Origin of the sequence: Staphylococcus sp. NAM3COL9 (assembly GCF_001431205.1) — a bacterium.
Lineage (GTDB): Bacteria > Bacillota > Bacilli > Staphylococcales > Staphylococcaceae > Staphylococcus.
Genome location: NZ_LGPC01000016.1, coordinates 36,683 through 57,083 on the forward strand (window position 1 = coordinate 36,683; position 20,401 = coordinate 57,083).

The 20,401-nt window shown below is 35.1% G+C and carries 33 protein-coding genes; 4 read left to right on the forward strand and 29 right to left on the reverse strand.

What is annotated here, in order from left to right; genetic code table 11:
* Positions 1 to 70: 70 nt before the first annotated feature.
* The 27 genes from rpsK to rpsJ form a co-directional block, all read right to left on the reverse strand.
* Positions 71 to 460 (reverse strand): 30S ribosomal protein S11, encoded by a 390-nt coding sequence (gene rpsK / locus ACA31_RS09800; protein WP_002506984.1) that lies wholly within the window; start codon positions 458 to 460, stop codon positions 71 to 73.
* A 23-nt stretch (positions 461 to 483) separates the two neighbouring features.
* On the reverse strand, positions 484 to 849 hold the full coding sequence (gene rpsM, locus ACA31_RS09805) for a 30S ribosomal protein S13 (protein ID WP_057513152.1): 366 nt from the start codon (positions 847 to 849) through the stop codon (positions 484 to 486).
* 21 nt (positions 850 to 870) lie between these two features.
* Positions 871 to 984 (reverse strand): 50S ribosomal protein L36, encoded by a 114-nt coding sequence (gene rpmJ, locus ACA31_RS09810; RefSeq protein WP_002482634.1) that lies wholly within the window; start codon positions 982 to 984, stop codon positions 871 to 873.
* A 31-nt stretch (positions 985 to 1,015) separates the two neighbouring features.
* Positions 1,016 to 1,234 (reverse strand): translation initiation factor IF-1, encoded by a 219-nt coding sequence (gene infA / locus ACA31_RS09815; protein ID WP_001118443.1) that lies wholly within the window; start codon positions 1,232 to 1,234, stop codon positions 1,016 to 1,018.
* 172 nt (positions 1,235 to 1,406) lie between these two features.
* Positions 1,407 to 2,057 carry an adenylate kinase gene (locus ACA31_RS09820; protein WP_057513153.1) on the reverse strand — a complete coding sequence of 217 codons (651 nt, stop codon included), beginning with the start codon at positions 2,055 to 2,057 and terminating at the stop codon, positions 1,407 to 1,409.
* Positions 2,058 to 2,074: 17 nt separating this feature from the next.
* On the reverse strand, positions 2,075 to 3,367 hold the full coding sequence (secY, locus tag ACA31_RS09825; protein ID WP_057513154.1) for a preprotein translocase subunit SecY: 1,293 nt from the start codon (positions 3,365 to 3,367) through the stop codon (positions 2,075 to 2,077).
* On the reverse strand, positions 3,367 to 3,807 hold the full coding sequence (rplO, locus tag ACA31_RS09830) for a 50S ribosomal protein L15 (protein ID WP_046465814.1): 441 nt from the start codon (positions 3,805 to 3,807) through the stop codon (positions 3,367 to 3,369). The genes secY and rplO overlap by 1 nt, the downstream gene beginning before the upstream one ends.
* A 16-nt stretch (positions 3,808 to 3,823) precedes the next feature.
* Positions 3,824 to 4,003 (reverse strand): 50S ribosomal protein L30, encoded by a 180-nt coding sequence (gene rpmD / locus ACA31_RS09835; RefSeq protein WP_057513155.1) that lies wholly within the window; start codon positions 4,001 to 4,003, stop codon positions 3,824 to 3,826.
* Between the two features lie 16 nt (positions 4,004 to 4,019).
* Positions 4,020 to 4,517 (reverse strand): 30S ribosomal protein S5, encoded by a 498-nt coding sequence (gene rpsE, locus ACA31_RS09840; protein ID WP_002506978.1) that lies wholly within the window; start codon positions 4,515 to 4,517, stop codon positions 4,020 to 4,022.
* Positions 4,518 to 4,537: 20 nt separating this feature from the next.
* Positions 4,538 to 4,900: a 50S ribosomal protein L18 gene (rplR, locus tag ACA31_RS09845; RefSeq protein WP_002506977.1), complete on the reverse strand. Its 363-nt coding sequence runs from the start codon at positions 4,898 to 4,900 to the stop codon at positions 4,538 to 4,540.
* 31 nt (positions 4,901 to 4,931) lie between these two features.
* Complete coding sequence (gene rplF / locus ACA31_RS09850; protein WP_057513156.1) at positions 4,932 to 5,468, reverse strand: 50S ribosomal protein L6; 537 nt, start codon at positions 5,466 to 5,468, stop codon at positions 4,932 to 4,934.
* 27 nt (positions 5,469 to 5,495) lie between these two features.
* Positions 5,496 to 5,894 (reverse strand): 30S ribosomal protein S8, encoded by a 399-nt coding sequence (rpsH, locus tag ACA31_RS09855; RefSeq protein ID WP_002506975.1) that lies wholly within the window; start codon positions 5,892 to 5,894, stop codon positions 5,496 to 5,498.
* Between the two features lie 30 nt (positions 5,895 to 5,924).
* The gene (locus ACA31_RS09860; protein ID WP_057513157.1) at positions 5,925 to 6,110 is read right to left on the reverse strand and encodes a type Z 30S ribosomal protein S14; all 186 of its coding nucleotides are present in this window, start codon (positions 6,108 to 6,110) and stop codon (positions 5,925 to 5,927) included.
* 21 nt (positions 6,111 to 6,131) lie between these two features.
* Entirely contained in the window at positions 6,132 to 6,671 is a 540-nt protein-coding gene (gene rplE, locus ACA31_RS09865; protein WP_057513158.1) for a 50S ribosomal protein L5, read from the reverse strand.
* Positions 6,672 to 6,696: 25 nt separating this feature from the next.
* Entirely contained in the window at positions 6,697 to 7,014 is a 318-nt protein-coding gene (rplX, locus tag ACA31_RS09870; RefSeq protein WP_057513159.1) for a 50S ribosomal protein L24, read from the reverse strand.
* A gap of 41 nt (positions 7,015 to 7,055) precedes the next feature.
* Positions 7,056 to 7,424 carry a 50S ribosomal protein L14 gene (gene rplN, locus ACA31_RS09875; RefSeq protein WP_057513160.1) on the reverse strand — a complete coding sequence of 123 codons (369 nt, stop codon included), beginning with the start codon at positions 7,422 to 7,424 and terminating at the stop codon, positions 7,056 to 7,058.
* Between the two features lie 30 nt (positions 7,425 to 7,454).
* On the reverse strand, positions 7,455 to 7,718 hold the full coding sequence (gene rpsQ, locus ACA31_RS09880; protein WP_002506971.1) for a 30S ribosomal protein S17: 264 nt from the start codon (positions 7,716 to 7,718) through the stop codon (positions 7,455 to 7,457).
* Between the two features lie 26 nt (positions 7,719 to 7,744).
* Entirely contained in the window at positions 7,745 to 7,954 is a 210-nt protein-coding gene (gene rpmC / locus ACA31_RS09885) for a 50S ribosomal protein L29 (RefSeq protein WP_002506970.1), read from the reverse strand.
* The gene (rplP, locus tag ACA31_RS09890) at positions 7,944 to 8,378 is read right to left on the reverse strand and encodes a 50S ribosomal protein L16 (protein ID WP_021338400.1); all 435 of its coding nucleotides are present in this window, start codon (positions 8,376 to 8,378) and stop codon (positions 7,944 to 7,946) included. Before rplP ends, rpmC begins: the two co-directional genes overlap by 11 nt.
* Positions 8,379 to 8,380: 2 nt before the next feature.
* Positions 8,381 to 9,037, reverse strand: a complete 657-nt coding sequence (gene rpsC / locus ACA31_RS09895; protein WP_057513161.1) for a 30S ribosomal protein S3 — start codon at positions 9,035 to 9,037, stop codon at positions 8,381 to 8,383.
* Between the two features lie 23 nt (positions 9,038 to 9,060).
* Positions 9,061 to 9,414: a 50S ribosomal protein L22 gene (gene rplV / locus ACA31_RS09900; RefSeq protein WP_002482617.1), complete on the reverse strand. Its 354-nt coding sequence runs from the start codon at positions 9,412 to 9,414 to the stop codon at positions 9,061 to 9,063.
* 28 nt (positions 9,415 to 9,442) lie between these two features.
* On the reverse strand, positions 9,443 to 9,721 hold the full coding sequence (rpsS, locus tag ACA31_RS09905; protein ID WP_002482616.1) for a 30S ribosomal protein S19: 279 nt from the start codon (positions 9,719 to 9,721) through the stop codon (positions 9,443 to 9,445).
* Positions 9,722 to 9,785: 64 nt separating this feature from the next.
* Complete coding sequence (gene rplB, locus ACA31_RS09910; RefSeq protein ID WP_057513162.1) at positions 9,786 to 10,622, reverse strand: 50S ribosomal protein L2; 837 nt, start codon at positions 10,620 to 10,622, stop codon at positions 9,786 to 9,788.
* Between the two features lie 28 nt (positions 10,623 to 10,650).
* On the reverse strand, positions 10,651 to 10,926 hold the full coding sequence (rplW, locus tag ACA31_RS09915; protein ID WP_002506966.1) for a 50S ribosomal protein L23: 276 nt from the start codon (positions 10,924 to 10,926) through the stop codon (positions 10,651 to 10,653).
* A complete protein-coding gene (rplD, locus tag ACA31_RS09920) occupies positions 10,926 to 11,549 on the reverse strand; it encodes a 50S ribosomal protein L4 (protein ID WP_057513163.1) in 624 nt (207 codons plus the stop codon). Before rplD ends, rplW begins: the two co-directional genes overlap by 1 nt.
* 26 nt (positions 11,550 to 11,575) lie before the next feature.
* Entirely contained in the window at positions 11,576 to 12,235 is a 660-nt protein-coding gene (gene rplC / locus ACA31_RS09925) for a 50S ribosomal protein L3 (RefSeq protein ID WP_057513164.1), read from the reverse strand.
* A 27-nt stretch (positions 12,236 to 12,262) separates the two neighbouring features.
* On the reverse strand, positions 12,263 to 12,571 hold the full coding sequence (gene rpsJ / locus ACA31_RS09930) for a 30S ribosomal protein S10 (protein WP_002482611.1): 309 nt from the start codon (positions 12,569 to 12,571) through the stop codon (positions 12,263 to 12,265).
* A gap of 359 nt (positions 12,572 to 12,930) precedes the next feature.
* Between rpsJ and ACA31_RS09935 the strand changes: the two genes are divergently transcribed.
* On the forward strand, positions 12,931 to 13,317 hold the full coding sequence (locus ACA31_RS09935; RefSeq protein WP_057513165.1) for a hypothetical protein: 387 nt from the start codon (positions 12,931 to 12,933) through the stop codon (positions 13,315 to 13,317).
* A gap of 310 nt (positions 13,318 to 13,627) precedes the next feature.
* Here ACA31_RS09935 and ACA31_RS09940 read toward each other — a convergent pair whose 3' ends face one another.
* The gene (locus ACA31_RS09940) at positions 13,628 to 14,962 is read right to left on the reverse strand and encodes an NCS2 family permease (RefSeq protein WP_057513166.1); all 1,335 of its coding nucleotides are present in this window, start codon (positions 14,960 to 14,962) and stop codon (positions 13,628 to 13,630) included.
* A 110-nt stretch (positions 14,963 to 15,072) separates the two neighbouring features.
* Entirely contained in the window at positions 15,073 to 17,211 is a 2,139-nt protein-coding gene (locus tag ACA31_RS09945) for a DNA topoisomerase III (RefSeq protein ID WP_057513167.1), read from the reverse strand.
* A 121-nt stretch (positions 17,212 to 17,332) separates the two neighbouring features.
* Between ACA31_RS09945 and ACA31_RS09950 the strand changes: the two genes are divergently transcribed.
* From ACA31_RS09950 to ACA31_RS09960, 3 genes are all read left to right on the forward strand, one after another.
* Positions 17,333 to 18,202 (forward strand): GNAT family N-acetyltransferase, encoded by an 870-nt coding sequence (locus tag ACA31_RS09950; RefSeq protein ID WP_057513168.1) that lies wholly within the window; start codon positions 17,333 to 17,335, stop codon positions 18,200 to 18,202.
* 247 nt (positions 18,203 to 18,449) lie between these two features.
* On the forward strand, positions 18,450 to 19,307 hold the full coding sequence (locus ACA31_RS09955) for a RhaT/GlcU family sugar-proton symporter (protein WP_057513169.1): 858 nt from the start codon (positions 18,450 to 18,452) through the stop codon (positions 19,305 to 19,307).
* A 159-nt stretch (positions 19,308 to 19,466) separates the two neighbouring features.
* Positions 19,467 to 20,258 (forward strand): glucose 1-dehydrogenase, encoded by a 792-nt coding sequence (locus ACA31_RS09960; protein WP_057513170.1) that lies wholly within the window; start codon positions 19,467 to 19,469, stop codon positions 20,256 to 20,258.
* Positions 20,259 to 20,401 lie beyond the last annotated feature (143 nt).

The following is a 20,401-nucleotide window of genomic DNA, read 5'->3' on the forward strand; positions in this document are numbered from 1 at the left end:
TATCCTCCTTGATTACGTCGACTTGATTTGTACTGTAATTTCTCAGTGACCTGCGACAATAACAATAAAATTATACGCGACGACGTTTTGGTGGACGACAACCATTATGTGGAACTGGAGTAACGTCACGGATTGCAGTTACATCTAATCCAGCTGATTGTAATGCACGGATAGCTGATTCACGACCAGGACCTGGGCCTTTTACAGTGACTTCAACAGATTTCAAACCATGTTCCATAGCTGATTTAGCAGCAGTTTCTGATGCCATTTGAGCTGCGAATGGAGTTGATTTTTTTGATCCTTTGAATCCAAGTGCACCTGCTGATGACCATGATAACGCATTACCAAATTCATCAGTAATTGTTACGATTGTATTATTGAATGTTGAACGGATGTGAGCCACACCATTTTCAATATTCTTTTTCACTCTACGTTTACGAGATACTTGTTTACGTGCCATTTAAATTTTGCCTCCTTTACCTATTATTTTTTCTTGTTAGCTACAGTTTTAACTGGGCCTTTACGAGTACGAGCATTGTTCTTAGTCTTTTGTCCGCGTACTGGTAAGCCACGACGGTGACGGATACCACGGTATGATGAGATTTCCATTAAACGTTTAATGTTTAAGTTTTGCTCACGACGTAAGTCACCTTCTACTTTATAGCTATCTACTACTTCACGGATACGACCTAATTCATCGTCAGTTAATTCGTTAACGCGTGTGTCTGGTGAAACGTTAGCTTCTTCAGCAATTTTACTCGCTGTAGTAGTACCGATACCATATACATAAGTTAATGAAATAACAATACGTTTTTCACGTGGAATATCTACTCCTGCAATACGTGCCATAATTATTTACACCTCTCTTTATTAGCCTTGTCTTTGTTTATGTTTTGGGTTGCTACAAATTACCATTACTTTACCTTTACGTTTAATGACTTTACATTTTTCGCAAATTGGTTTTACTGATGGTCTTACTTTCATTTTAATACCTCCCTATATTATGGAGTGACGATCACTTATAACGATACGTAATTCTTCCGCGCGTCAAATCGTACGGAGACATTTCTACAGTTACTTTGTCGCCAGGCAGAATACGAATATAATTCATTCTGATTTTACCACTTACGTGAGCTAAAATCTCATGACCATTTTCTAATTCTACTTTAAACATTGCATTTGGTAAAGTATCTAACACAGTACCTTCTAATTCAATAACATCTTGTTTAGCCATTTATTAACTTCCCCCTTTTTGCAATAGTTGGTTATCGTCAACAATCAACTCTAACCATACGAGTCTATAAGTGTTGTTAATAAGTTTAACAAAATTAAAATGAATTACTATATCGTATTGTCACTCTTATTCAATTATACTTTTGACATTCCATAGACCGTACAAGTTGATATTATTTTAAGTTTTCTAAGATATCGATAACGTCTTCAGTAACGACTTTAATATCTCTTGAACCATCAATGTTTTTTAATACTTTTTTATTATCATAGAATTCTAAGATAGGTTTAGACTGTTTAACATTGACATTTAAACGATTTGCAACTGTTTCTGGGTTGTCATCTTCACGTTGGTATAATTTACCACCATCAAGATCACAAATACCTTCAACTTTAGGAGGATTGAATACAAGATGATAAGTTGTTCCGCATTTCTCGCAGATTCTACGACCAGTTAGGCGGTTCATTAATTCTTCTTCAGCTACCTCTATATTGATAACAGCATCAATTTTTCTACCTAATTCTTGCATAATTTCATTTAATGCTTCAGCTTGTTCAATAGTACGAGGAAAGCCATCTAGTAAGAATCCTTTTTTTGCATCGTCTTCAGAAATTCTATCTTTAACGATGCCCACAGTTACTTCATCAGGGACTAATTCTCCACGATCCATGAATGATTTAGCTTCTTTGCCTAAATCTGTTCCATCTTTAATCGCTTTTCTGAACATGTCTCCAGTAGATATGTGTGGAATTGGGAATTTCTTTACAATTTCACTCGCTTGAGTTCCTTTACCTGCACCAGGTAAACCCATTAAAATGATATTCATAAGTGCCCTCCTACAATTTATCTACCACCAAAGCCTCTATAATCTTTCTGAGTCACTTGAGCTTCAAGACTCTTCATTGTTTCAATTGCTACACCAATTACGATGAGTAGACTAGTACCACCAAGCTGAATAGATTGAGGTAAACTCATTACTTTAGTAGCAATGATTGGCATAATCGCAATTACAGCTAAGAATATTGATCCTACAAATGTTAAACGATAGAGTACTCCAGTAATATATTTTTTTGTTTGTTCACCAGGTCTAATACCCGGAACATAACTTCCTTGTTTCTTGAGATTATCTGACATCTTTCCAGGATTGACTTGAACAAATGCATAGAAGTATGTGAATGCAATGATAAGCACCACATAAACAATCATACCGATATTACTCGATGGATTTGCCACGTCTGAAATCTTCTGCGACCAACTAGCGTCAGGGAAGAACAATGTTAATGTTCTAGGTAACAAGAAGAATGCCATTGAAAAGATAACCGGGATAACCCCAGCAGAGTTAACTTTCAAAGGTAAATATGTTGCTTGTGAACCTAATCGTTGTGTTGATTGCTTCTTCGCATATTGAATTGGAATTTTACGAATAGCTTGTAATACAAATATTGCACCGACTGTTAATAATATCATTCCTATAACTAATCCTAGTACTTTTAACCATGACATTGTAGTATCATCTTGACCTACGAATGACTGTTGATAGAACTGAATTAATGATGAAGGTAGTGATGATAAAATACCACCAAAGATGATAATTGAAATACCATTACCAACACCGAATTGAGTGATTTGGTCACCCATCCAAATTAAGAATGCTGTACCTGCTGTTAATACAACAGCAATTAATAAATAACTAAGGATTGATTGATCAATGATCAATTGACCCTTTAGATAGTTATTAAATTGGAACGCCATACCAATTGATTGGATAAATGCGAGTACAATAGCAAAATAACGTGTTATGTTGGTAAGTTTTTTTCTACCTGCATCACCTTGTTTTGCCCACTCAGAAAACTTCGGAACAATATCCATTTGTAATAGCTGCATCACAATTGATGCAGTAATGTAAGGCATTATACCCATGGCAAAGATTGAGAAATTCTGCAAGGCTCCGCCACCAAATGTATTTAACAAATCAGTGACACCTTGAGAACCTTGTCTACTGTCAAAAGCAGCTGGATTTACACCAGGTGCTGGAATATAAGTACCTATCTTAAAAATAACTAACATTGCGAGAGTAAAAAAGATCTTGTTACGAACTTCTTTAGTTTTAAAGAAGCTCACAAGCGTTTCAAACATTAGATCACCTCGTGTGCTCCGCCTTTTGCATCAATAGCATCTACTGCAGACGCAGAGAATTTGTTAGCTTTCACAGTTAACTTTTTGTCTAATGAACCTTTACCTAGTACTTTAATACCAGATTTTTCGTTCTTAACTACACCAGATTCTACTAATAAAGCAGGAGTTACTTCAGTACCATCCTCAAATTTATTAAGTTGGTCTAAGTTAACAATAGCATATTCCTTACGGTTAATGTTAGTAAAACCTCGTTTTGGTAAACGACGGAATAATGGTAATTGACCACCTTCGAAACCTGGTCTTACACTACCACCTGAACGTGATTTTTGACCTTTTTGTCCACGACCACTAGTTTTACCGTTACCAGTAGCTGCACCACGTCCAACACGGTTACGTACTTTACGAGAACCTTCTGACGGTTTTAGCTCATGTAATTTCATTTCGGCACCTCCTTAATTATTTTTCTTCTACTGTCACTAAGTGACTTACTTTGTTGATTTGCCCACGAATAGCAGGGTTATCTTCAACAACTACTGAAGAGTTCGTTTTTTTCAAACCTAGAGCTTCAACAGTTTTACGTTGTGTTTCTGGACGACCTATAACACTACGAGTGAGGGTAATTTGTACTTTAGCCATAACTTATTTTCCCTCCTTAATTGTATAATTCTTCTACTGATTTACCGCGTAATTTCGCAACTTCTTCAGCATTTTTAAGGTTTTTTAATCCATTAATTGTTGCACGAACCATGTTGATTGGTGTATTTGATCCTAAAGATTTACTTAAGATATCAGTAATACCAGCTAATTCTAATACCGCACGAACAGGGCCACCTGCAATAACACCAGTACCTGGTGCAGCTGGTTTCATTAAAACATTACCTGAACTGAAACGGCCATTAATAATGTGAGGTGTTGTACCTTCAACACGTGGAACAACTACTAAGTCTTTCTTAGCTGCTTCTACTGCTTTTTTGATTGCTTCTGGCACTTCTTGTGCTTTACCAGTACCGAATCCAACGCGACCGTTTTTATCTCCAACCACTACTAAAGCAGTGAAACGGAAACGACGACCACCTTTTACAACTTTAGCAACACGGTTAATTGTAACAACGCGTTCTTCAAATTCTTTCACTTCTTCTCTACGAGCCATGTAAATGTCCCTCCTTCAAATTAAAATTCTAATCCATTTTCACGAGCTGCATCTGCTAAGGCTTTAACACGGCCATGGTATAAATATCCTCCACGGTCAAAAACAATTGTTTTAATACCTTTATCGCTAGCTCTTTTAGCTACAGTTTCGCCGACTTTAGCTGAAAGTTCAACTTTTGAACCTGTTTCATTTGCTAAGTCTTTTTCTTGTGTTGATGCTTGTGCTAATGTTTTGCCATTAACATCATCGATAACTTGTGCGTAAATATGTTTGTTTGAACGATAGATGTTTAAACGTGGTTTTTCAGCTGTGCCTGACAATTTATTACGGACACGAGCATGTCTTTTCAAACGCACTTGGTTTTTATCAATTTTACTGATCATTTTATTACTCCTTTCTTCTGAAAGTTATTTATTATTTACCAGTTTTACCTTCTTTACGGCGAACGAATTCTCCTTGATAGCGAATTCCTTTACCTTTATACGGTTCTGGTGGTCTTGTTGAACGAATGTTTGAAGCGATAGCGCCAACTGCTTCTTTAGAAATACCAGTTACTGTAACTTTAGTATTTTTTTCAACAGCGAAACTAACACCATTATCAGCTTTAATTTCAACTGGGTGTGAATAACCAACATTAAGGATTAAGTCTTCACCTTGCATTTGAGCACGGTAACCTACACCTACTAGTTCTAATGTTTTTTGGTATCCTTCTTTAACACCGATGATCATATTATTAATTAAAGTACGAGTTGTACCATGTACTGTTTTATCATCTTTTGAATCAGATGGTCTCACAACTTCTAAAGTACTTTCATCTTGTTTATATGTCATTCTTTCATCCATAGTTTTAAACAATTCACCTTTAGGACCTTTAACAGTTACTGTATTGCCTTCAATAGTTACTGTTACGTCACTAGGGATGTCAATAATTTTTTTACCAACACGACTCATGTTATCGCACCTCCTTGTTATTTATTATTACCAAACGTAACCTAGGATTTCTCCACCGATATTACGTTTTCTTGCTTCTTTATCAGTGATAACACCTTCTGAAGTAGAAACTAATGCAATGCCAAGACCGTTAAGTACTTTAGGTACTTCGTTAGCTTTAGCATAAACACGTAAACCCGGTTTAGAAATACGTTTTAATCCAGTGATAACACGTTCATTGTTTTGACCATATTTAAGGAATAAACGGATAACCCCTTGTTTATCATCTTCAACAAATTCTACGTTTTTAATGAAACCTTCACTTTTTAAAATTTCAGCAATTTCTTTTTTAATGTTTGAAGCAGGTAATTCTAATTTATCGTGACGCACCATGTTGGCGTTTCTTACACGAGTTAGCATATCTGCAATTGGATCGTTGATTGTCATTGATTGTTGCCTCCTTTCAGACTTTTTATATTACCAGCTAGCTTTACGAACGCCAGGGATTTGGCCTTTATAAGCTAATTCACGGAAACAAATACGGCATAATTTAAATTTACGATATACGGAATGTGGACGACCACAGCGTTCACAACGAGTATATTCACGTACTTGGAATTTTTGTTTTCTTTGTTGCTTAGCAACCATTGAAGTTTTAGCCACTTAATTAGCCTCCTTTAGAGATTATTTTTGAAATGGCATACCGAATTGTGTTAACAATTCACGAGCTTCCTCGTCAGTGTTAGCAGTTGTTACGATAACGATATCCATTCCTCGTATTTTACTTACTCGGTCATAGTCGATTTCAGGGAAAATTAATTGTTCTTTAACGCCTAAAGTGTAGTTACCTCTGCCATCGAATGCAGATTTTGATACACCACGGAAATCACGTACACGAGGTAGTGATACAGAAATTAATTTATCTAAAAAGTCATACATTCTTTCGCCACGTAAAGTTGTTTTAGCACCAATTGGCATACCTTCACGTAAACGGAATGTTGCAACAGATTTTTTAGCTTTAGTGATTAATGGTTTTTGACCAGTGATAGCTTGTAATTCCTCTACAGCATCATCTAATACTTTAGTATTTTGTACAGCGTCACCGACACCCATATTTACTACGATTTTATCAATTTGCGGCACTTCCATTACTGAACTATAGTTAAAATGTTTCACTAAGTTTTGAGCAACTTCAGAGTTGAATTTTTCTTTTAAACGGTTCACAGTGGGTCCTCCTTTCAATTAGTTATTAATTATTAGTTTTGATTTCTTCGCCTGATTTTTTAGCGATACGAACTTTTTTGTCATCTTCGAATTTATAACCAACGCGTGTTGGTTCATTCGTTTTAGGATCTAATAATTGTACGTTAGAAACATGGATTGCTGCCTCTGTTTCTAAGATTCCACCTTCAGGATTAAATTGAGTTGGTTTTTGGTGCTTTTTGATTGTATTGACACCTTCCACAACGACACGGTCTTTTTTAGGTTCAGTTGCAACAACTTTACCTTCTTTACCTTTGTCTTTACCTGCGATAACTTTTACGTTGTCACCTTTTTTGATATGCATGTGTGGCACCTCCTTAAATTTATATATTTATAAATGTATTATTAAAGTACTTCTGGAGCTAATGATACAATTTTCATGAAGTTGCCTTCACGTAATTCGCGTGCAACTGGTCCAAAGATACGAGTACCGCGTGGGCCTTTGTCGTCACGAATAATGACACATGCATTTTCATCAAATTTGATATATGAACCATCGTTACGACGTACGCCTGATTTAGTACGTACGATAACAGCTTTAACAACTTCACCTTTTTTGACAACGCCACCTGGTGTAGCATTTTTAATACTTACTACGATAACGTCACCAATATTCGCTGTTTTACGACCAGATCCACCTAATACCTTAATTGTAAGAACTTCACGTGCACCAGAATTATCTGCTACTTTTAATCGTGTTTCTTGTTGGATCATGAGTTAAACCTCCTTTATCTTCACTATTTATTAAATAATAACTGATTCTTCAACAATTTCTACCAAACGGAAACGTTTAGTTGCTGATAAAGGACGTGTTTCTTGTATTTTAACTGTGTCCCCTAATTTAGCTGAGTTGTTTTCATCATGAGTTTTGTATTTTTTAGAGTATTTTACTCGTTTACCATATAATTTGTGCATTTTGTATGTTTCAACAAGTACAGTTACAGTTTTATCCATTTTATCGGAAACGACTCTACCTACATAAACTTTACGATCATTTCTTTCACTCACTATAGTAACCTCCTCTTTAAATTAAATTATTGATTAGCTTTACCTTGTTCTATTTCTCTTTCACGAACAACAGTTTTTAGACGCGCAATCGTTTTTCTTACCGTGCGAATACGTGCAGTTTCTTCTAATTGACCTGTTGCTAACTGAAAGCGTAGGTTAAAAAGCTCTTCTTTTGAAGATTTAATTTGTTCTTCGATTTCTGAAGTGGTTAAGTCTCTAATTTCCTTAGCTTTCATTTGTTTCACCACCCAATTCTTCACGTTTTACAAACTTAGTTTTCACTGGAAGTTTGTGACTAGCTAAACGTAATGCTTCGCGCGCAACTTCTTCGTCAACGCCTGCGATTTCAAATAAAATTCTACCTGGTTTTGCTACTGCAATCCAGCCTTCAACCGCACCTTTACCAGCACCCATACGTACTTCTAAAGGTTTTTTAGTGTAAGGTGTATGTGGGAAGATTTTAATCCAAACTTTCCCGCCACGCTTCATGAAACGTGTCATTGCAATACGAGCTGATTCGATTTGACGAGATGTGATCCAAGAAGTTGTAGTTGCTTGTAAACCATACTCACCAAATGTTACATAGTTACCGCCTTTAGAACGACCAGTTGTTTTAGGACGATGTTGACGACGATATTTTACACGTTTTGGTAGTAACATTATTATTTTCCTCCTTCACTAGAGTTCTTAGTAGTAGGAAGAACTTCTCCACGATAAATCCATACTTTGACACCTAATTTACCGTAAGTAGTGTCAGCTTCTGCATGTGCGTAACTAATGTCAGCACGTAGTGTATGAAGTGGAACAGTTCCTTCTGAATATTGCTCAATACGAGCGATGTCAGCTCCGCCTAAACGACCTGAAACTTGTGTTTTGATACCTTTAGCACCATTTTTCATAGCTCTTGTAATAGCTTGTTTTTGTACACGACGGAACGATGCACGATTTTCTAATTGTACTGCAATATTTTCAGCAACAAGTTTAGCATCTAAATCAATTTTCTTGATTTCTATAACATTGATGTGTACTTTTTTGCTTGTTAATGAGTTCAATTTATTACGTAATTTTTCAATTTCTGAACCGCCTTTACCGATTACCATACCAGGTTTACCAGTATGAATAGCGATGTTGATACGGTTAGCAGCACGCTCAATTTCAACTTGAGAAACTGATGCTTCTTTTAATGCGTTATCAATAAACTTACGGATTTTTAAATCTTCGTGTAATAATGATGCGAAGTCTTTTTCTGCATACCATTTAGCTTCCCAATCACGGATAATACCAACACGAAGTCCTATTGGATTAATTTTTTGACCCACAGTGTTCCCTCCTTAAAAGATTATTAAGCTTCTTTAGCTTCTTCTTTACCGTCACTTACGACGATTGTAATGTGGCTTGTACGTTTATTGATCGCACTTGCACGGCCTTGTGCACGTGGACGGAAACGTTTTAATGTTGGTCCTTCATTAGCATAAGCTTCTTTAACTATTAATTCATCAGTGTTCATGTCATAGTTATGTTCAGCATTTGCTAAAGCGGACATTAATAATTTTTCAACTACTGGTGATGAAGCTTTGTTTTTTAATTTTAAAATCGCTATAGCTTCGCCAGCGCTCTTGCCTCTAATTAGATCTAATACTAATCTAACTTTACGAGGTGCGATTCTTATTGTTTTAGCAACCGCTTTTGCTTCCATTCGAATTTCCTCCTCTACTTGTTAGAAGTTATCTTCTAGTTTTTTTGTCATCTGCTGCATGACCTTTAAAAGTACGTGTTGGTGCGAATTCTCCTAATTTATGACCAACCATATCTTCAGTTACGAATACAGGTACGTGTTTACGTCCATCATATACTGCGAATGTATGTCCGATAAAATCAGGGAAAATAGTTGAACGACGTGACCAAGTTTTGATTACTTGTTTTTTCTCGCTTCCGCTTTGAGCCTCAACTTTTTTCTTTAGATGATCGTCAGCAAAAGGTCCTTTTTTAATACTACGAGCCATAGTGGCGCCTCCCTTCTTATTGTGAGCGTGCAGCAATCATGCCGCACACGCAAATAAGTCATTTTTATTTTTTCTTCTTACGTCCACGAACGATAAGTTTGTCTGAAGATTTTTTACCACGACGAGTTTTCTTACCAAGCGTAGGTTTACCCCAAGGTGACATTGGAGATGGCATACCGATAGGTGCACGTCCTTCACCACCACCGTGTGGGTGATCGTTAGGGTTCATTACAGAACCACGAACTGTTGGGCGTTTGCCTTTCCATCTAGAACGTCCTGCTTTACCAATGTTAACAAGTTCATGTTGGATGTTACCAACTTGACCAATAGTAGCACGGCAAGTTGAAAGAATCATACGTACTTCACCAGATCTTAATCTGATTAAAACATATTTACCTTCTTTACCAAGTACTTGTGCACTAGCACCAGCTGAACGAGCGATTTGTCCACCTTTACCAGGTTTCAACTCGATATTGTGTACTACTGTACCTACTGGAATATTAATTAATGGTAATGCATTACCTAATTTGATATCTGCATTTTCACCGTTTTCCAATACTTGACCTACTTTAAGGTTTTTTGGAGCGATGATATAGCGTTTTTCTCCATCAGCATAAACTAATAATGCAATGTTTGCTGAACGGTTTGGATCATATTGAATTGAATCAACTTTAGCGTTGATGCCGTCTTTATTACGTTTGAAATCAATAACACGGTATTGACGTTTATGTCCTCCACCGCGATGGCGAACTGTCAATTTACCTTGGTTATTTCGTCCCGCTCTTTTCGGTAGCGGTTGTAATAATGATTTTTCTGGAGTTGTTTCAGTGATTTCTGAGAAATCATAACCAGTCATATTACGACGACCATTAGTAATTGGCTTATATTTTTTTAGAGCCATTGTCGTTTACCTCCTTATTGGTAATGTTTTAGTTGAATAGATCGATTGATCCTTCTTTTAATTTTACAATTGCTACGCGTCTTTTGTTTGTATAGCCTTGGTAACGGCCCATACGTTTTTTCTTTGGTTTGTAGTTGATGATGTTTACATTAGCAACTTTTACATCAAAGATTTCTTCAACAGCGATTTTTACTTGTGTTTTATTAGCACGAGTATCAACGTCGAATGTGTATTTGTCTTCTGCCATAGCGACAGATGATTTTTCAGTGATTACGGGGCGCTTAAGAACGTCTCTTGCTTCCATTATCCTAGCACCTCCTCAACTTTTTTAGCAGCTGATTCTGTAATTAATACACTGTCAGCGCTTGTGATATCTAAAACATTTAAACCTTGAGCTGTAGTAACTTGTACACCAGGAATGTTACGAGCAGATAATGCTACGTTTACATCTTCTGATTCAGTAACTACTAATACTTTTTTAGGTTGTTCTAAATTTGAAAGTACAGTTTTGAACTCTTTAGTTTTTGGAGCTTCTAAGTTTAATGTGTCAACAACAGTTAAACCTTTTTCTTGTACTTTATAAGATAATGCTGAGCGTAATGCTAAACGACGCATTTTCTTAGGCATTTTGTATGAGTAGCTTCTTGGTGTTGGTCCGAATACGATACCACCACCACGCCATTGTGGAGCACGGATTGTACCTTGACGCGCACGTCCTGTACCTTTTTGTCTCCATGGTTTAGCTCCGCCGCCTCGTACTGCTGAACGGTTCTTAACAGCGTGTGTACCTTGGCGTAATGAAGCACGTTGTAAATTAATTGCTTCAAAAAGAACACTATTGTTTGGTTCGATTGCAAATACTGCATCGTTTAAATCAACTGAACCTGATTTAGTTCCATCTACTTTTAATACATCATAATTTGCCATTATGCATATCCTCCTTTCATTCTATATTATTTATTACCTTTAATTGATGAAGAGATTTCTAAGAAACCTTTTTTAGGTCCAGGTACATTACCTTTAACTAAAATTACATTGTTTTCAGTATCAACTTGAACTACTTCTAAGTTTTGTACTGTTACTGTGTCTCCACCCATACGTCCAGGCATTTTTTGTCCTTTAAAGACTTTTGAAGCATCTGATGCCATACCTATTGAACCAGGTGATCTATGGAAATGAGAACCATGTGACATTGGACCACGTGCTTGATTATGACGTTTAATGGCACCTTGGAAACCTTTACCTTTAGATACGCCCGTTACATCAATTACGTCTCCAGCTTCAAATGTATTAACTGAGACTTCTTGACCTACTTCGTATTCATCAACATTAACGTTTTTGAATTCACGAATGAAGCGCTTAGGTGCTGCGCCTGCTTTTTTAGCATGGCCCTCAGCTGGTTTGTTAGCATATTTGCTAGTTTTACTACCTTTTTTGTAAGCTCGTTTATCTTCGTAGCCTACTTGTATTGCGTTGTAACCATCAATCTCTTCAGATTTCTTTTGTAATACAACGTTTTGGCTTGCTTCTACTACTGTTACTGGGATTAAATCACCGTTTTCTCCGAAAACTTGTGTCATCCCGATTTTTCTTCCTAAGATTCCTTTGGTCATCGAAAGTCCACCTCCTAAAATTTTCTATTATAATTTGATTTCGATGTCTACGCCAGATGGTAAGTTCAAGCCCATAAGAGCATCAACTGTTTTTGGTGTAGGGTTAACAATATCGATTAAACGCTTATGTGTACGTTGTTCGAACTGTTCACGTGAATCTTTGTACTTATGCACGGCACGAATTACAGTATAAACTGATCTTTCAGTAGGTAACGGAATTGGTCCAGATACATCTGCACCAGAACGTTTTGCTGTTTCAACAATTTTTTCTGCTGATTGATCGATTACGCGGTGATCATAAGCTTTTAATCTGATTCTGATTTTTTGTTTTGCCATAATTTTCCCTCCTTATTCGTCTACATTTAAGTGATAGACTTCTCCACGAAAACTATCTCACACAGCGCCATGGCAAAGCGGCCGGGTGTGTCAGTAACCTTTCGCTTCATCGCGTGTTCTTAAAGTCCAACATTAGATATGTTACATGAAAAGCAGTGATTAATCAAGCTTTTCTGCAAAAGTTTTTATACTTTTTGTCTAACACATACTTTGTTATTGTACTTGAATACTCTAATCACTTCAACCTTTTTTAAAATCTTTTTGAAATTCTTTTTAAATCGCTAGAATTCATCATTACTTATTATTATAGAAATCTATTGTTTTGTTTTATAATGATAGATATTAGGTGGTGACATGATATGAAAAGCGGTATTCGTACTACACTTATAATTTTGAGCTTTGTACTCCTTATAGGAGAGTTTGTTTATGGTATTCCATTTCTTGGCGGTAGCATTATTCTTAGTTTTGGTTGGCAGCCATTGCTTATCAACGCGCTGTTATACCTTGTAACTATGATTATACTTATAGTAGATAAGCAAAACTCAATTAAACCTATGATGATTATTCCTTTATTAGGTGTTATTGGTTCATTCATTGCATTTTTACCTTTCGTCGGTATGGTAGTGCATTGGATTTTATTCTTTTTAATGCTTTTCTTTATATTCGTACTTTTTTCTACTCCTCTGTATGTAGCTAACAAAAATGCAAAAGTAGTATATACAGAATATAAAGAAACTCATAAGTAATTATACTTTCTTTTTTAATTGTTTTATAAGATCTGTTAGTTTGGATTAACTATTTTCATCGAGTGTATGTTATATGATTCTTTATTTGGTAAATCATAACAATCTGATAATTCGATTCTTTATTTTAAGCTTAAATCTTATTATCTTTTCTAAAATTGCCTTTTAATGAAGAAACTTGTTTTCACTTCTTGTATAATATGTATTTGATGCACAATATTCCATACAATTTATAAACAATTCTTAGTTAATTATTTATAAATATAAAAGCACATTGTTGCGTCGCTTTGACGTTCAACAATGTGCTTTTGATTTATCCGTGAACAAACACGAAATAGAGAATAAATAATACCATTAAAGCATACATAATAGGATGTACTTCTTTATGTCTTTTAGAAATTAACATTGTAATTGGATAGAATATGAATCCACAAGCAATACCTGTCGCAATTGAATATGATAAAGGCATCATAATTATCGTGACAAACGCTGGCACTGCAACTTCAAATTTCTTCCAATCTATTTCTGCAAAGTTTGAAGACATTAAGACACCAACTACAACTAATGCAGGCGTAGTAACTGCACTCGTCACTACTTCCATAAGCGGACTAAAGAATATCGCTAATAAGAAGCAAAAACCTGTTACTACACTTGCAAATCCTGTCCTAGCTCCGACAGCAACACCTGATGTCGATTCAATATACGTAGTCGTTGTTGTGGTACCAAAAATCGAACCTACGATAGTCGCTAATGAATCTGAGAAAAGTGCACGTCCTGCTCTTGGAAGTTTATTATCTTTCATCATACCAGCTTGACTAGCTACTGCTACTAAAGTTCCTGCTGTGTCAAAGAAATCTATGAATAAGAATGTTAGGATAACAATTAGAAATTGAACAGTAAATAATTGCGATGGATCTTTAAACGCTTCAAAAGCTGCGCCGAAAGTGGGTTCAATACTTGGCACTTGACCTACTATGCCACTTGGCGTGTGTATAAGACCAGTAATCATACCAAGAATAGATGTAAGCATCATACCAATAAATATTGCTCCTGGCACTCTAACTGCATAAAGTATAACAGTGATGATAATACCAAATATTGTTAAGAGTACAGGGCCGTCAGTCAGTTGCCCTAATGTAACTAACGTAGAATCATTGGCAACAATAATACCTGAACTTTGTAACCCTACAAATGTGATAAATAACCCAATCCCTGCGGATACTGCCATTTTCATCTGAAAGGGGATTGCGTTTATGATTATTTCCCGTAGCCCCGTCATAGTGAGGACTGCAAATACTAAACCAGAAAATAGTACTCCAGTTAATCCGACTTGCCATGGAATGCCCATAGTTAATACAACAGTAAACGCAAAGAATGCATTTAAACCCATACCAGGTGCTAAAGCAATTGGGTATCGTGCAATTAGCCCCATAAATAGTGAGCCAACAAATGCTGCAAGTGCTGTGGCAACGAAAATAGCACCTTGATCCATTTTCATATCGTCAGACACGCCATCAACGCCTGCTAAACTAAGTACTTGAGGGTTAACAGCTAAAATGTATGCCATAGATAAGAAAGTCGTTAGCCCACCAAGTATCTCTTTCTTATAGCTTGTTCCATGTTTATCAAACTTGAAATACTTTTTCACAGTTAGTTCTCCTTTTTTTAAAATACTTTCATATTTTAATATCAATTCAACTATTTTACAATAGTAAACACGAACTTTGTCAAATTATATATTTCATTTGTTCGATTATTTTAGAACTTAAGGCCTTTTAATGCATCTTGGAATGGGTTGTTTTCTATATCCTCATCTTTATTCATATATTTTTTCATATCTTTTTTATTTATTTTATCTGACTTTTTATTTTTATGTCGTTTATCCATTTGAGCCTGACTTTCAGTATGACCACAAACACAGCGATAAACGGCATCCTTCCCTCTTCCGAATAATGTCATTTTTTTATGGCAATTAGGACAGCGGGCGTTAGTTTTTCTTTGAACGTTCTTTTTCGTTTTACACGTAGGATCTTGACAAACTAGCATTTGTCCATTTTTCGTTTTAACTTTAATCATAAATTTACCGCAAGTTGGACATTCAGTAGTAGTTAAATTGTCATGTTTATAGCTTTGTTCACTTTCCTTAATTTCAGATACAACGTCGTTAGTAAACTGTTTCATCTCTGATATAAATTGCTTCACATCATATTTGCCTTGTTCAATGAGTGAAAGTTTTTCTTCCCATTCTGCTGTTAATAACGGAGAAGTTAGTTTTTTTGGTGCTAATTCTAAAATTTGCTTTCCTTTAGAAGTTACTTTTATTTTGCCATCACGTGCTTCAATCGCATTCATATTAAATAATTTTTCTATGATATCCGCTCTTGTTGCTACAGTCCCAATACCGCCCGTTTCTTTTAATGTATCATTATGTTTTTTATCATCTAACGCAAAGAATTTTTGAGGGCTTTCCATCGCTTTGAGTAAAGTTCCTTCATTGAAATATGCAGGAGGTGTTGTTTCATGTTGTTCTATGTTCACACGACTGATTTTAAGTGTTGCACCTTTTTGCATTTGAGCAATTTGTTCATTTGCTTTTTCTTGTGTATCATAGACTGCTTTAAAACCTAATTTAGTAGTAATTTTATCTTTAAACGTAAATTTATATCCACCAACACTTAATTCTATAGAAACTGCTTCGTATTCATGCGGTGGCATTAGATTTTCTAAGTACCTTTGAGCGATCATCATATATATTTTTGATTCTCGTTGGCTTAATTGGTTCATATCAGGTCGTACTTCTGTTGGTATGATAGCATGATGATCTGATACCTTACTATTATTTACAAATCTTTGCTTAGCAGAAAACGATTGTGACATTTGCCCTTTTGCAATGTCTTTTAAAGTGGTAGCCATAATTGCTTGTAAACGATCTTTGAGCGTATCTACCATGTCATCAGTTAGATAGTTTGAATCTGTACGAGGATACGTCACAATTTTATGTCTTTCATACAATGCTTGTAATGTATTTAAAGTCTCTTTAGGTCCTAAGTGATAACGTTTATAAGCTTCTTGTTGTAAGTCGGTTAGGCTAAACAATTGCTGTGGATATGATTTTTTATGACTTTTAGTTATTGTTTCAATCGTTGCTACTTGTCCATCAATTTCCTTTTTGATACCTTCAAAAACAGTTTTATCTGGGTGTGACTGAGGTTTAATACATTGAAAGTTAAGGCCACCTGCATTCAATTTCATCGTAAAATAAGTTTGGGGTTTGAATTGATTAATCTCATTTTGTCTCATTTGTACTAATTGTATTGTTGGTGTTTGCACACGCCCGAGTGACAATTGAGCGTCATATTTAGTTGTCAAGGCTCGAGTAGCATTGATGCCAACAATCCAATCTGCTTCACTACGTGCTAATGCAGCATGATATAAATTATCATATTTGCGACCATCTTGTAGTTTGTTAAAACCATCTTTAATTGCTTTATTTGTTACAGAACTAATCCACAAACGTTTAATTGGTTTATGATTGTGTGCTTTATCTAATATTAATCGCGCTACTAGTTCACCCTCTCTACCAGCATCTGTTGCGATGATGATGTCTTTAACATTATTGTTCTTAATTAAAGATTGAACTGTTGAAAATTGTTTTCTTGTCTTACTTATAACAACAGTTTTCATTTTATTTGGTATAATAGGTAAAACATCAAGTTTCCATTCTTTATAATTATTATCATACTGCTCTGGCGTTGCATTCGTTACTAAATGACCCAACGCCCAGGTAACTATATATTTATTATTTTCAAAATAGCCATTGCGCTTTTCATTAACATTCAAAGTATTTGCAATGTCTCTACCTACTGAAGGTTTTTCAGCTATAATTAGTGATTTCATAATTTCGCCCTTTCAAATTCAATATAATATTTATTGTAACATGTATATAGCACATCAAAACTTCCATTTTTATCAAAAAGTTCCTATAATTAACTTAATAGTTTACAGACGGAGGTATTTTATGAAAACTATCAAATTAAGCGATTATGACCAGATAGAACAGTTTATAATTAACGCAGATTATCGTTCAGCTTCTTATTTATACAAATTACCACCAGCACATAAAGATATTACATCTAATATAAAACAACTCATCGAAGAACCTGGCGTCTATGCACTTATGGATGATCAAGATCAAATCATCATGTTAATGTCAGCCTTTCAATTTGAGCAAAATAAATATAAAGTTCTTGGTCCTTTCGTAAACAAATCAGTTACACCATCAATTTCAGCCTTTCAAAACTTATTTGAAACATTAGCACAGAGTAAATCTGAGTCTACGAGTTTTAACTTTTCTTTTGAAGAAACAGAACAAAGTTATTTAGATTTTATGAAAACTATTCAATCTTCTTACAGCTTTACAGATTATTATTTAGTAGCATCACAAGATATTGGTGAAATTGAGCACGCACAAAACATCACAGAGTATCAGCCAGCTTACTATCGTTTATTTAGTAAATTGCACGAGCACACATTTAAACATGGTGTAATGACTGCCAATGAAATTGTTGAATCACTAGATGAGCATCATCGCCTATTTATGTTTATGTCTGAGGGACTACTGAAAGGTTATCTCTATCTTCAAATATTTGAAAATAGTCATAAGGCAGAAATTAAATATTTTTCTTCGCACTCTGATTATAGACTTAAAGGTATAGCATTTGATTTACTATCACACGCCATACACATCGCGTTTACTAATCACGATATAGAAAAAGTTTTTTTCAAAATACGTAGTAAAAACACGACACTTGTTGAACGTTTTAACGAGCTAGGCTTTAATATTAATTATGAATATAAAAAATTTAAATACGTCGCTGCTCATATTTAATGCATCTCTATACCTTTATAAGCTTAAAGTTTGTAATCCATTCAAACTTTAAGCTTATTTTAATTATTCTTTTTTTATGCTCAAAACAGTTAACCATCCTATTTCACAATGACACAAAATAATTTTGCGTATAATCTAATATTTTTTACTATATTAATATTTTGCTTTAAAATACCATACAAGGGCAATTTCAGATAGTTTTTGAAAGAAAAGTTTTATATAAATAGAGAGTGAGTGAATTTAAAGTATGGATATATTAATTGCCCTTTTACCCGCGTTATTTTGGGGAAGCGTTGTTTTAATTAATGTGCTTGTTGGTGGTGGTCCCTATAACCAAATTAGAGGTACTACATTTGGTGCATTAATTATTGGTATCATTTTATTATTAACTGGCAATGCTGAATTTGGTGACCCCACTATTATTATTGTCGGCTTAATTTCAGGTGCTTTTTGGGCGCTTGGTCAAGGCTACCAATTGAAATCAGTTAGTTTAATTGGGGTGTCTAAAACAATGCCTATCTCTACTGGGTTACAATTAGTAGGTACAACATTGTTTAGTGCTGTATTTTTAGGAGAATGGAGTACTGGTACTCAAGTAGTATTAGGTATACTCGCTATGGTATTACTCGTTATTGGTATTGCTATGACGTCTATTAAAGGCAAAAATGAAGCATCAGAAAATACGAAAAACTTTGGTAAAGCAATGCCTATCTTACTAATTTCTACTGTTGGTTACGTCGTATATGTAGTAATAGCTCAAATCTTCGGTGTAGATGGAATGAATGCCCTTTTCTTCCAATCTATAGGTATGGCGATTGGTGGCTTAATACTATCAGCTAAACACGAAACATCAATAAAAAGTACTGCATGGAATTTAATTCCAGGTGTTATTTGGGGAATAGGTAATTTATTTATGTTCTATTCACAACCAAAAGTCGGTGTAGCAACGAGTTTTTCGTTGTCGCAACTATTAGTCATCGTATCCACACTTGGCGGCATTTTCCTGTTAAATGAGCGTAAAGACAAACGTCAAATGACTGGCATATGGGTTGGTATTGTTCTCATTGTCATTGCTGCCTTTGTACTCGGAAATATTAAAGGTTAACATTAACCTTTAATATTATTTTACAAATAGATAAACAACATTAAGTTTAAGACAAAGACAATTTTCATTAGATATTAGATGATTAATAATCATCATCTTTCATCATTTGTCTTAGACTTTTTGTTTTATACAATTACTATTAAGGAGGCGTCATACATTATGTTTAAAGACTTAGAAGGTAAAGTTGTAGTTATTACAGGTGCTGGTAGCGGTATTGGAAAAGCTATAGCAGAACAGTTTGGTGAGGAAAAAGCTAATGTCGTTATAAATTATCGCTCAAAAAGCCATCTAGAAGCTGTGACTCAAACTATTCAATTAATTGAAGATGCAGGCGGCAAGGCAATCAAGGTACAAGCTGATATATCAAAAGAAGATGATGTAGAACGCTTAATTCAATCTGCTGTAGATCAATTTGGTACACTCGATATTTTAATTAATAACGCTGGTTTTGAAAAACCGATACCTACACACGAAATGCCTTTAAAAGAATGGCAAAAAGTCATTGATGTCAATTTGACTGGTGCATTTATAGGTTCAAAAACAGCGGTAAATCAATTTTTAAAAGAAGATAAAAAAGGTGTGATTATCAACACCTCTAGTGTTCATGATAAAATCCCATGGCCAAACTATGTAAACTACGCAGCGAGTAAAGGCGGATTAAAATTAATGATGGAAACAATGTCGATGGAATACGCACAATATGGTATTCGTATTAATAATATTTCTCCAGGAGCTATCGTTACTGAACACACGAAAGAAAAATTCTCTGATCCAACAACACGTGAAGAAACATTAAAAATGATTCCATCTAAGATAATTGGCGAAGCTGGTCAAGTTGCTAACGTCGCAAGATTTTTAGCATCTGACTTAGCGGATTATATCCATGGCACAACAATATATGTCGATGGCGGCATGACAAATTACCCTTCATTTATGGGCGGTAAAGGTTAAACTAACATTTAATTTAGTGATCAGTCATTCATCATATTCATAGATTGAACTCATATGAAAACAAACATTATCTCAGGGAAAACACCTATAAAAAAAACAAACCAAATGCTTTTATAGCACTTGATTCGTCTATGTTCTAAGCA

Excerpts from the sequence above, each read along its gene's own strand:
- rpsK (WP_002506984.1), bottom strand. The coding sequence starts at position 460 with ATGGCACGTAAACAAGTATCTCGTAAACGTAGAGTGAAAAAGAATATT.
- rpsM (WP_057513152.1), bottom strand. The coding sequence starts at position 849 with ATGGCACGTATTGCAGGAGTAGATATTCCACGTGAAAAACGTATTGTT.
- rpmJ (WP_002482634.1), bottom strand. The coding sequence starts at position 984 with ATGAAAGTAAGACCATCAGTAAAACCAATTTGCGAAAAATGTAAAGTC.
- infA (WP_001118443.1), bottom strand. The coding sequence starts at position 1,234 with ATGGCTAAACAAGATGTTATTGAATTAGAAGGTACTGTGTTAGATACT.
- ACA31_RS09820 (WP_057513153.1), bottom strand. The coding sequence starts at position 2,057 with ATGAATATCATTTTAATGGGTTTACCTGGTGCAGGTAAAGGAACTCAA.
- secY (WP_057513154.1), bottom strand. The coding sequence starts at position 3,367 with ATGTTTGAAACGCTTGTGAGCTTCTTTAAAACTAAAGAAGTTCGTAAC.
- rplO (WP_046465814.1), bottom strand. The coding sequence starts at position 3,807 with ATGAAATTACATGAGCTAAAACCGTCAGAAGGTTCTCGTAAAGTACGT.
- rpmD (WP_057513155.1), bottom strand. The coding sequence starts at position 4,003 with ATGGCTAAAGTACAAATTACCCTCACTCGTAGTGTTATAGGTCGTCCA.
- rpsE (WP_002506978.1), bottom strand. The coding sequence starts at position 4,517 with ATGGCTCGTAGAGAAGAAGTGAAAGAATTTGAAGAACGCGTTGTTACA.
- rplR (WP_002506977.1), bottom strand. The coding sequence starts at position 4,900 with ATGATCAGTAAAATTGATAAAAACCAAGTGCGTTTGAAAAGACATGCT.
- rplF (WP_057513156.1), bottom strand. The coding sequence starts at position 5,468 with ATGAGTCGTGTTGGTAAAAAAATTATTGACATCCCTAGTGACGTAACA.
- rpsH (WP_002506975.1), bottom strand. The coding sequence starts at position 5,894 with ATGACAATCAACGATCCAATTGCAGATATGCTAACTCGTGTAAGAAAC.
- rplX (WP_057513159.1), bottom strand. The coding sequence starts at position 7,014 with ATGCATATCAAAAAAGGTGACAACGTAAAAGTTATCGCAGGTAAAGAC.
- rplN (WP_057513160.1), bottom strand. The coding sequence starts at position 7,424 with ATGATCCAACAAGAAACACGATTAAAAGTAGCAGATAATTCTGGTGCA.
- rpmC (WP_002506970.1), bottom strand. The coding sequence starts at position 7,954 with ATGAAAGCTAAGGAAATTAGAGACTTAACCACTTCAGAAATCGAAGAA.
- rplP (WP_021338400.1), bottom strand. The coding sequence starts at position 8,378 with ATGTTACTACCAAAACGTGTAAAATATCGTCGTCAACATCGTCCTAAA.
- rplV (WP_002482617.1), bottom strand. The coding sequence starts at position 9,414 with ATGGAAGCAAAAGCGGTTGCTAAAACAATAAGAATCGCACCTCGTAAA.
- rpsS (WP_002482616.1), bottom strand. The coding sequence starts at position 9,721 with ATGGCTCGTAGTATTAAAAAAGGACCTTTTGCTGACGATCATCTAAAG.
- rplB (WP_057513162.1), bottom strand. The coding sequence starts at position 10,622 with ATGGCTCTAAAAAAATATAAGCCAATTACTAATGGTCGTCGTAATATG.
- rplW (WP_002506966.1), bottom strand. The coding sequence starts at position 10,926 with ATGGAAGCAAGAGACGTTCTTAAGCGCCCCGTAATCACTGAAAAATCA.
- rplD (WP_057513163.1), bottom strand. The coding sequence starts at position 11,549 with ATGGCAAATTATGATGTATTAAAAGTAGATGGAACTAAATCAGGTTCA.
- rplC (WP_057513164.1), bottom strand. The coding sequence starts at position 12,235 with ATGACCAAAGGAATCTTAGGAAGAAAAATCGGGATGACACAAGTTTTC.
- rpsJ (WP_002482611.1), bottom strand. The coding sequence starts at position 12,571 with ATGGCAAAACAAAAAATCAGAATCAGATTAAAAGCTTATGATCACCGC.
- ACA31_RS09935 (WP_057513165.1), top strand. The coding sequence starts at position 12,931 with ATGAAAAGCGGTATTCGTACTACACTTATAATTTTGAGCTTTGTACTC.
- ACA31_RS09945 (WP_057513167.1), bottom strand. The coding sequence starts at position 17,211 with ATGAAATCACTAATTATAGCTGAAAAACCTTCAGTAGGTAGAGACATT.
- ACA31_RS09950 (WP_057513168.1), top strand. The coding sequence starts at position 17,333 with ATGAAAACTATCAAATTAAGCGATTATGACCAGATAGAACAGTTTATA.
- ACA31_RS09955 (WP_057513169.1), top strand. The coding sequence starts at position 18,450 with ATGGATATATTAATTGCCCTTTTACCCGCGTTATTTTGGGGAAGCGTT.
- ACA31_RS09960 (WP_057513170.1), top strand. The coding sequence starts at position 19,467 with ATGTTTAAAGACTTAGAAGGTAAAGTTGTAGTTATTACAGGTGCTGGT.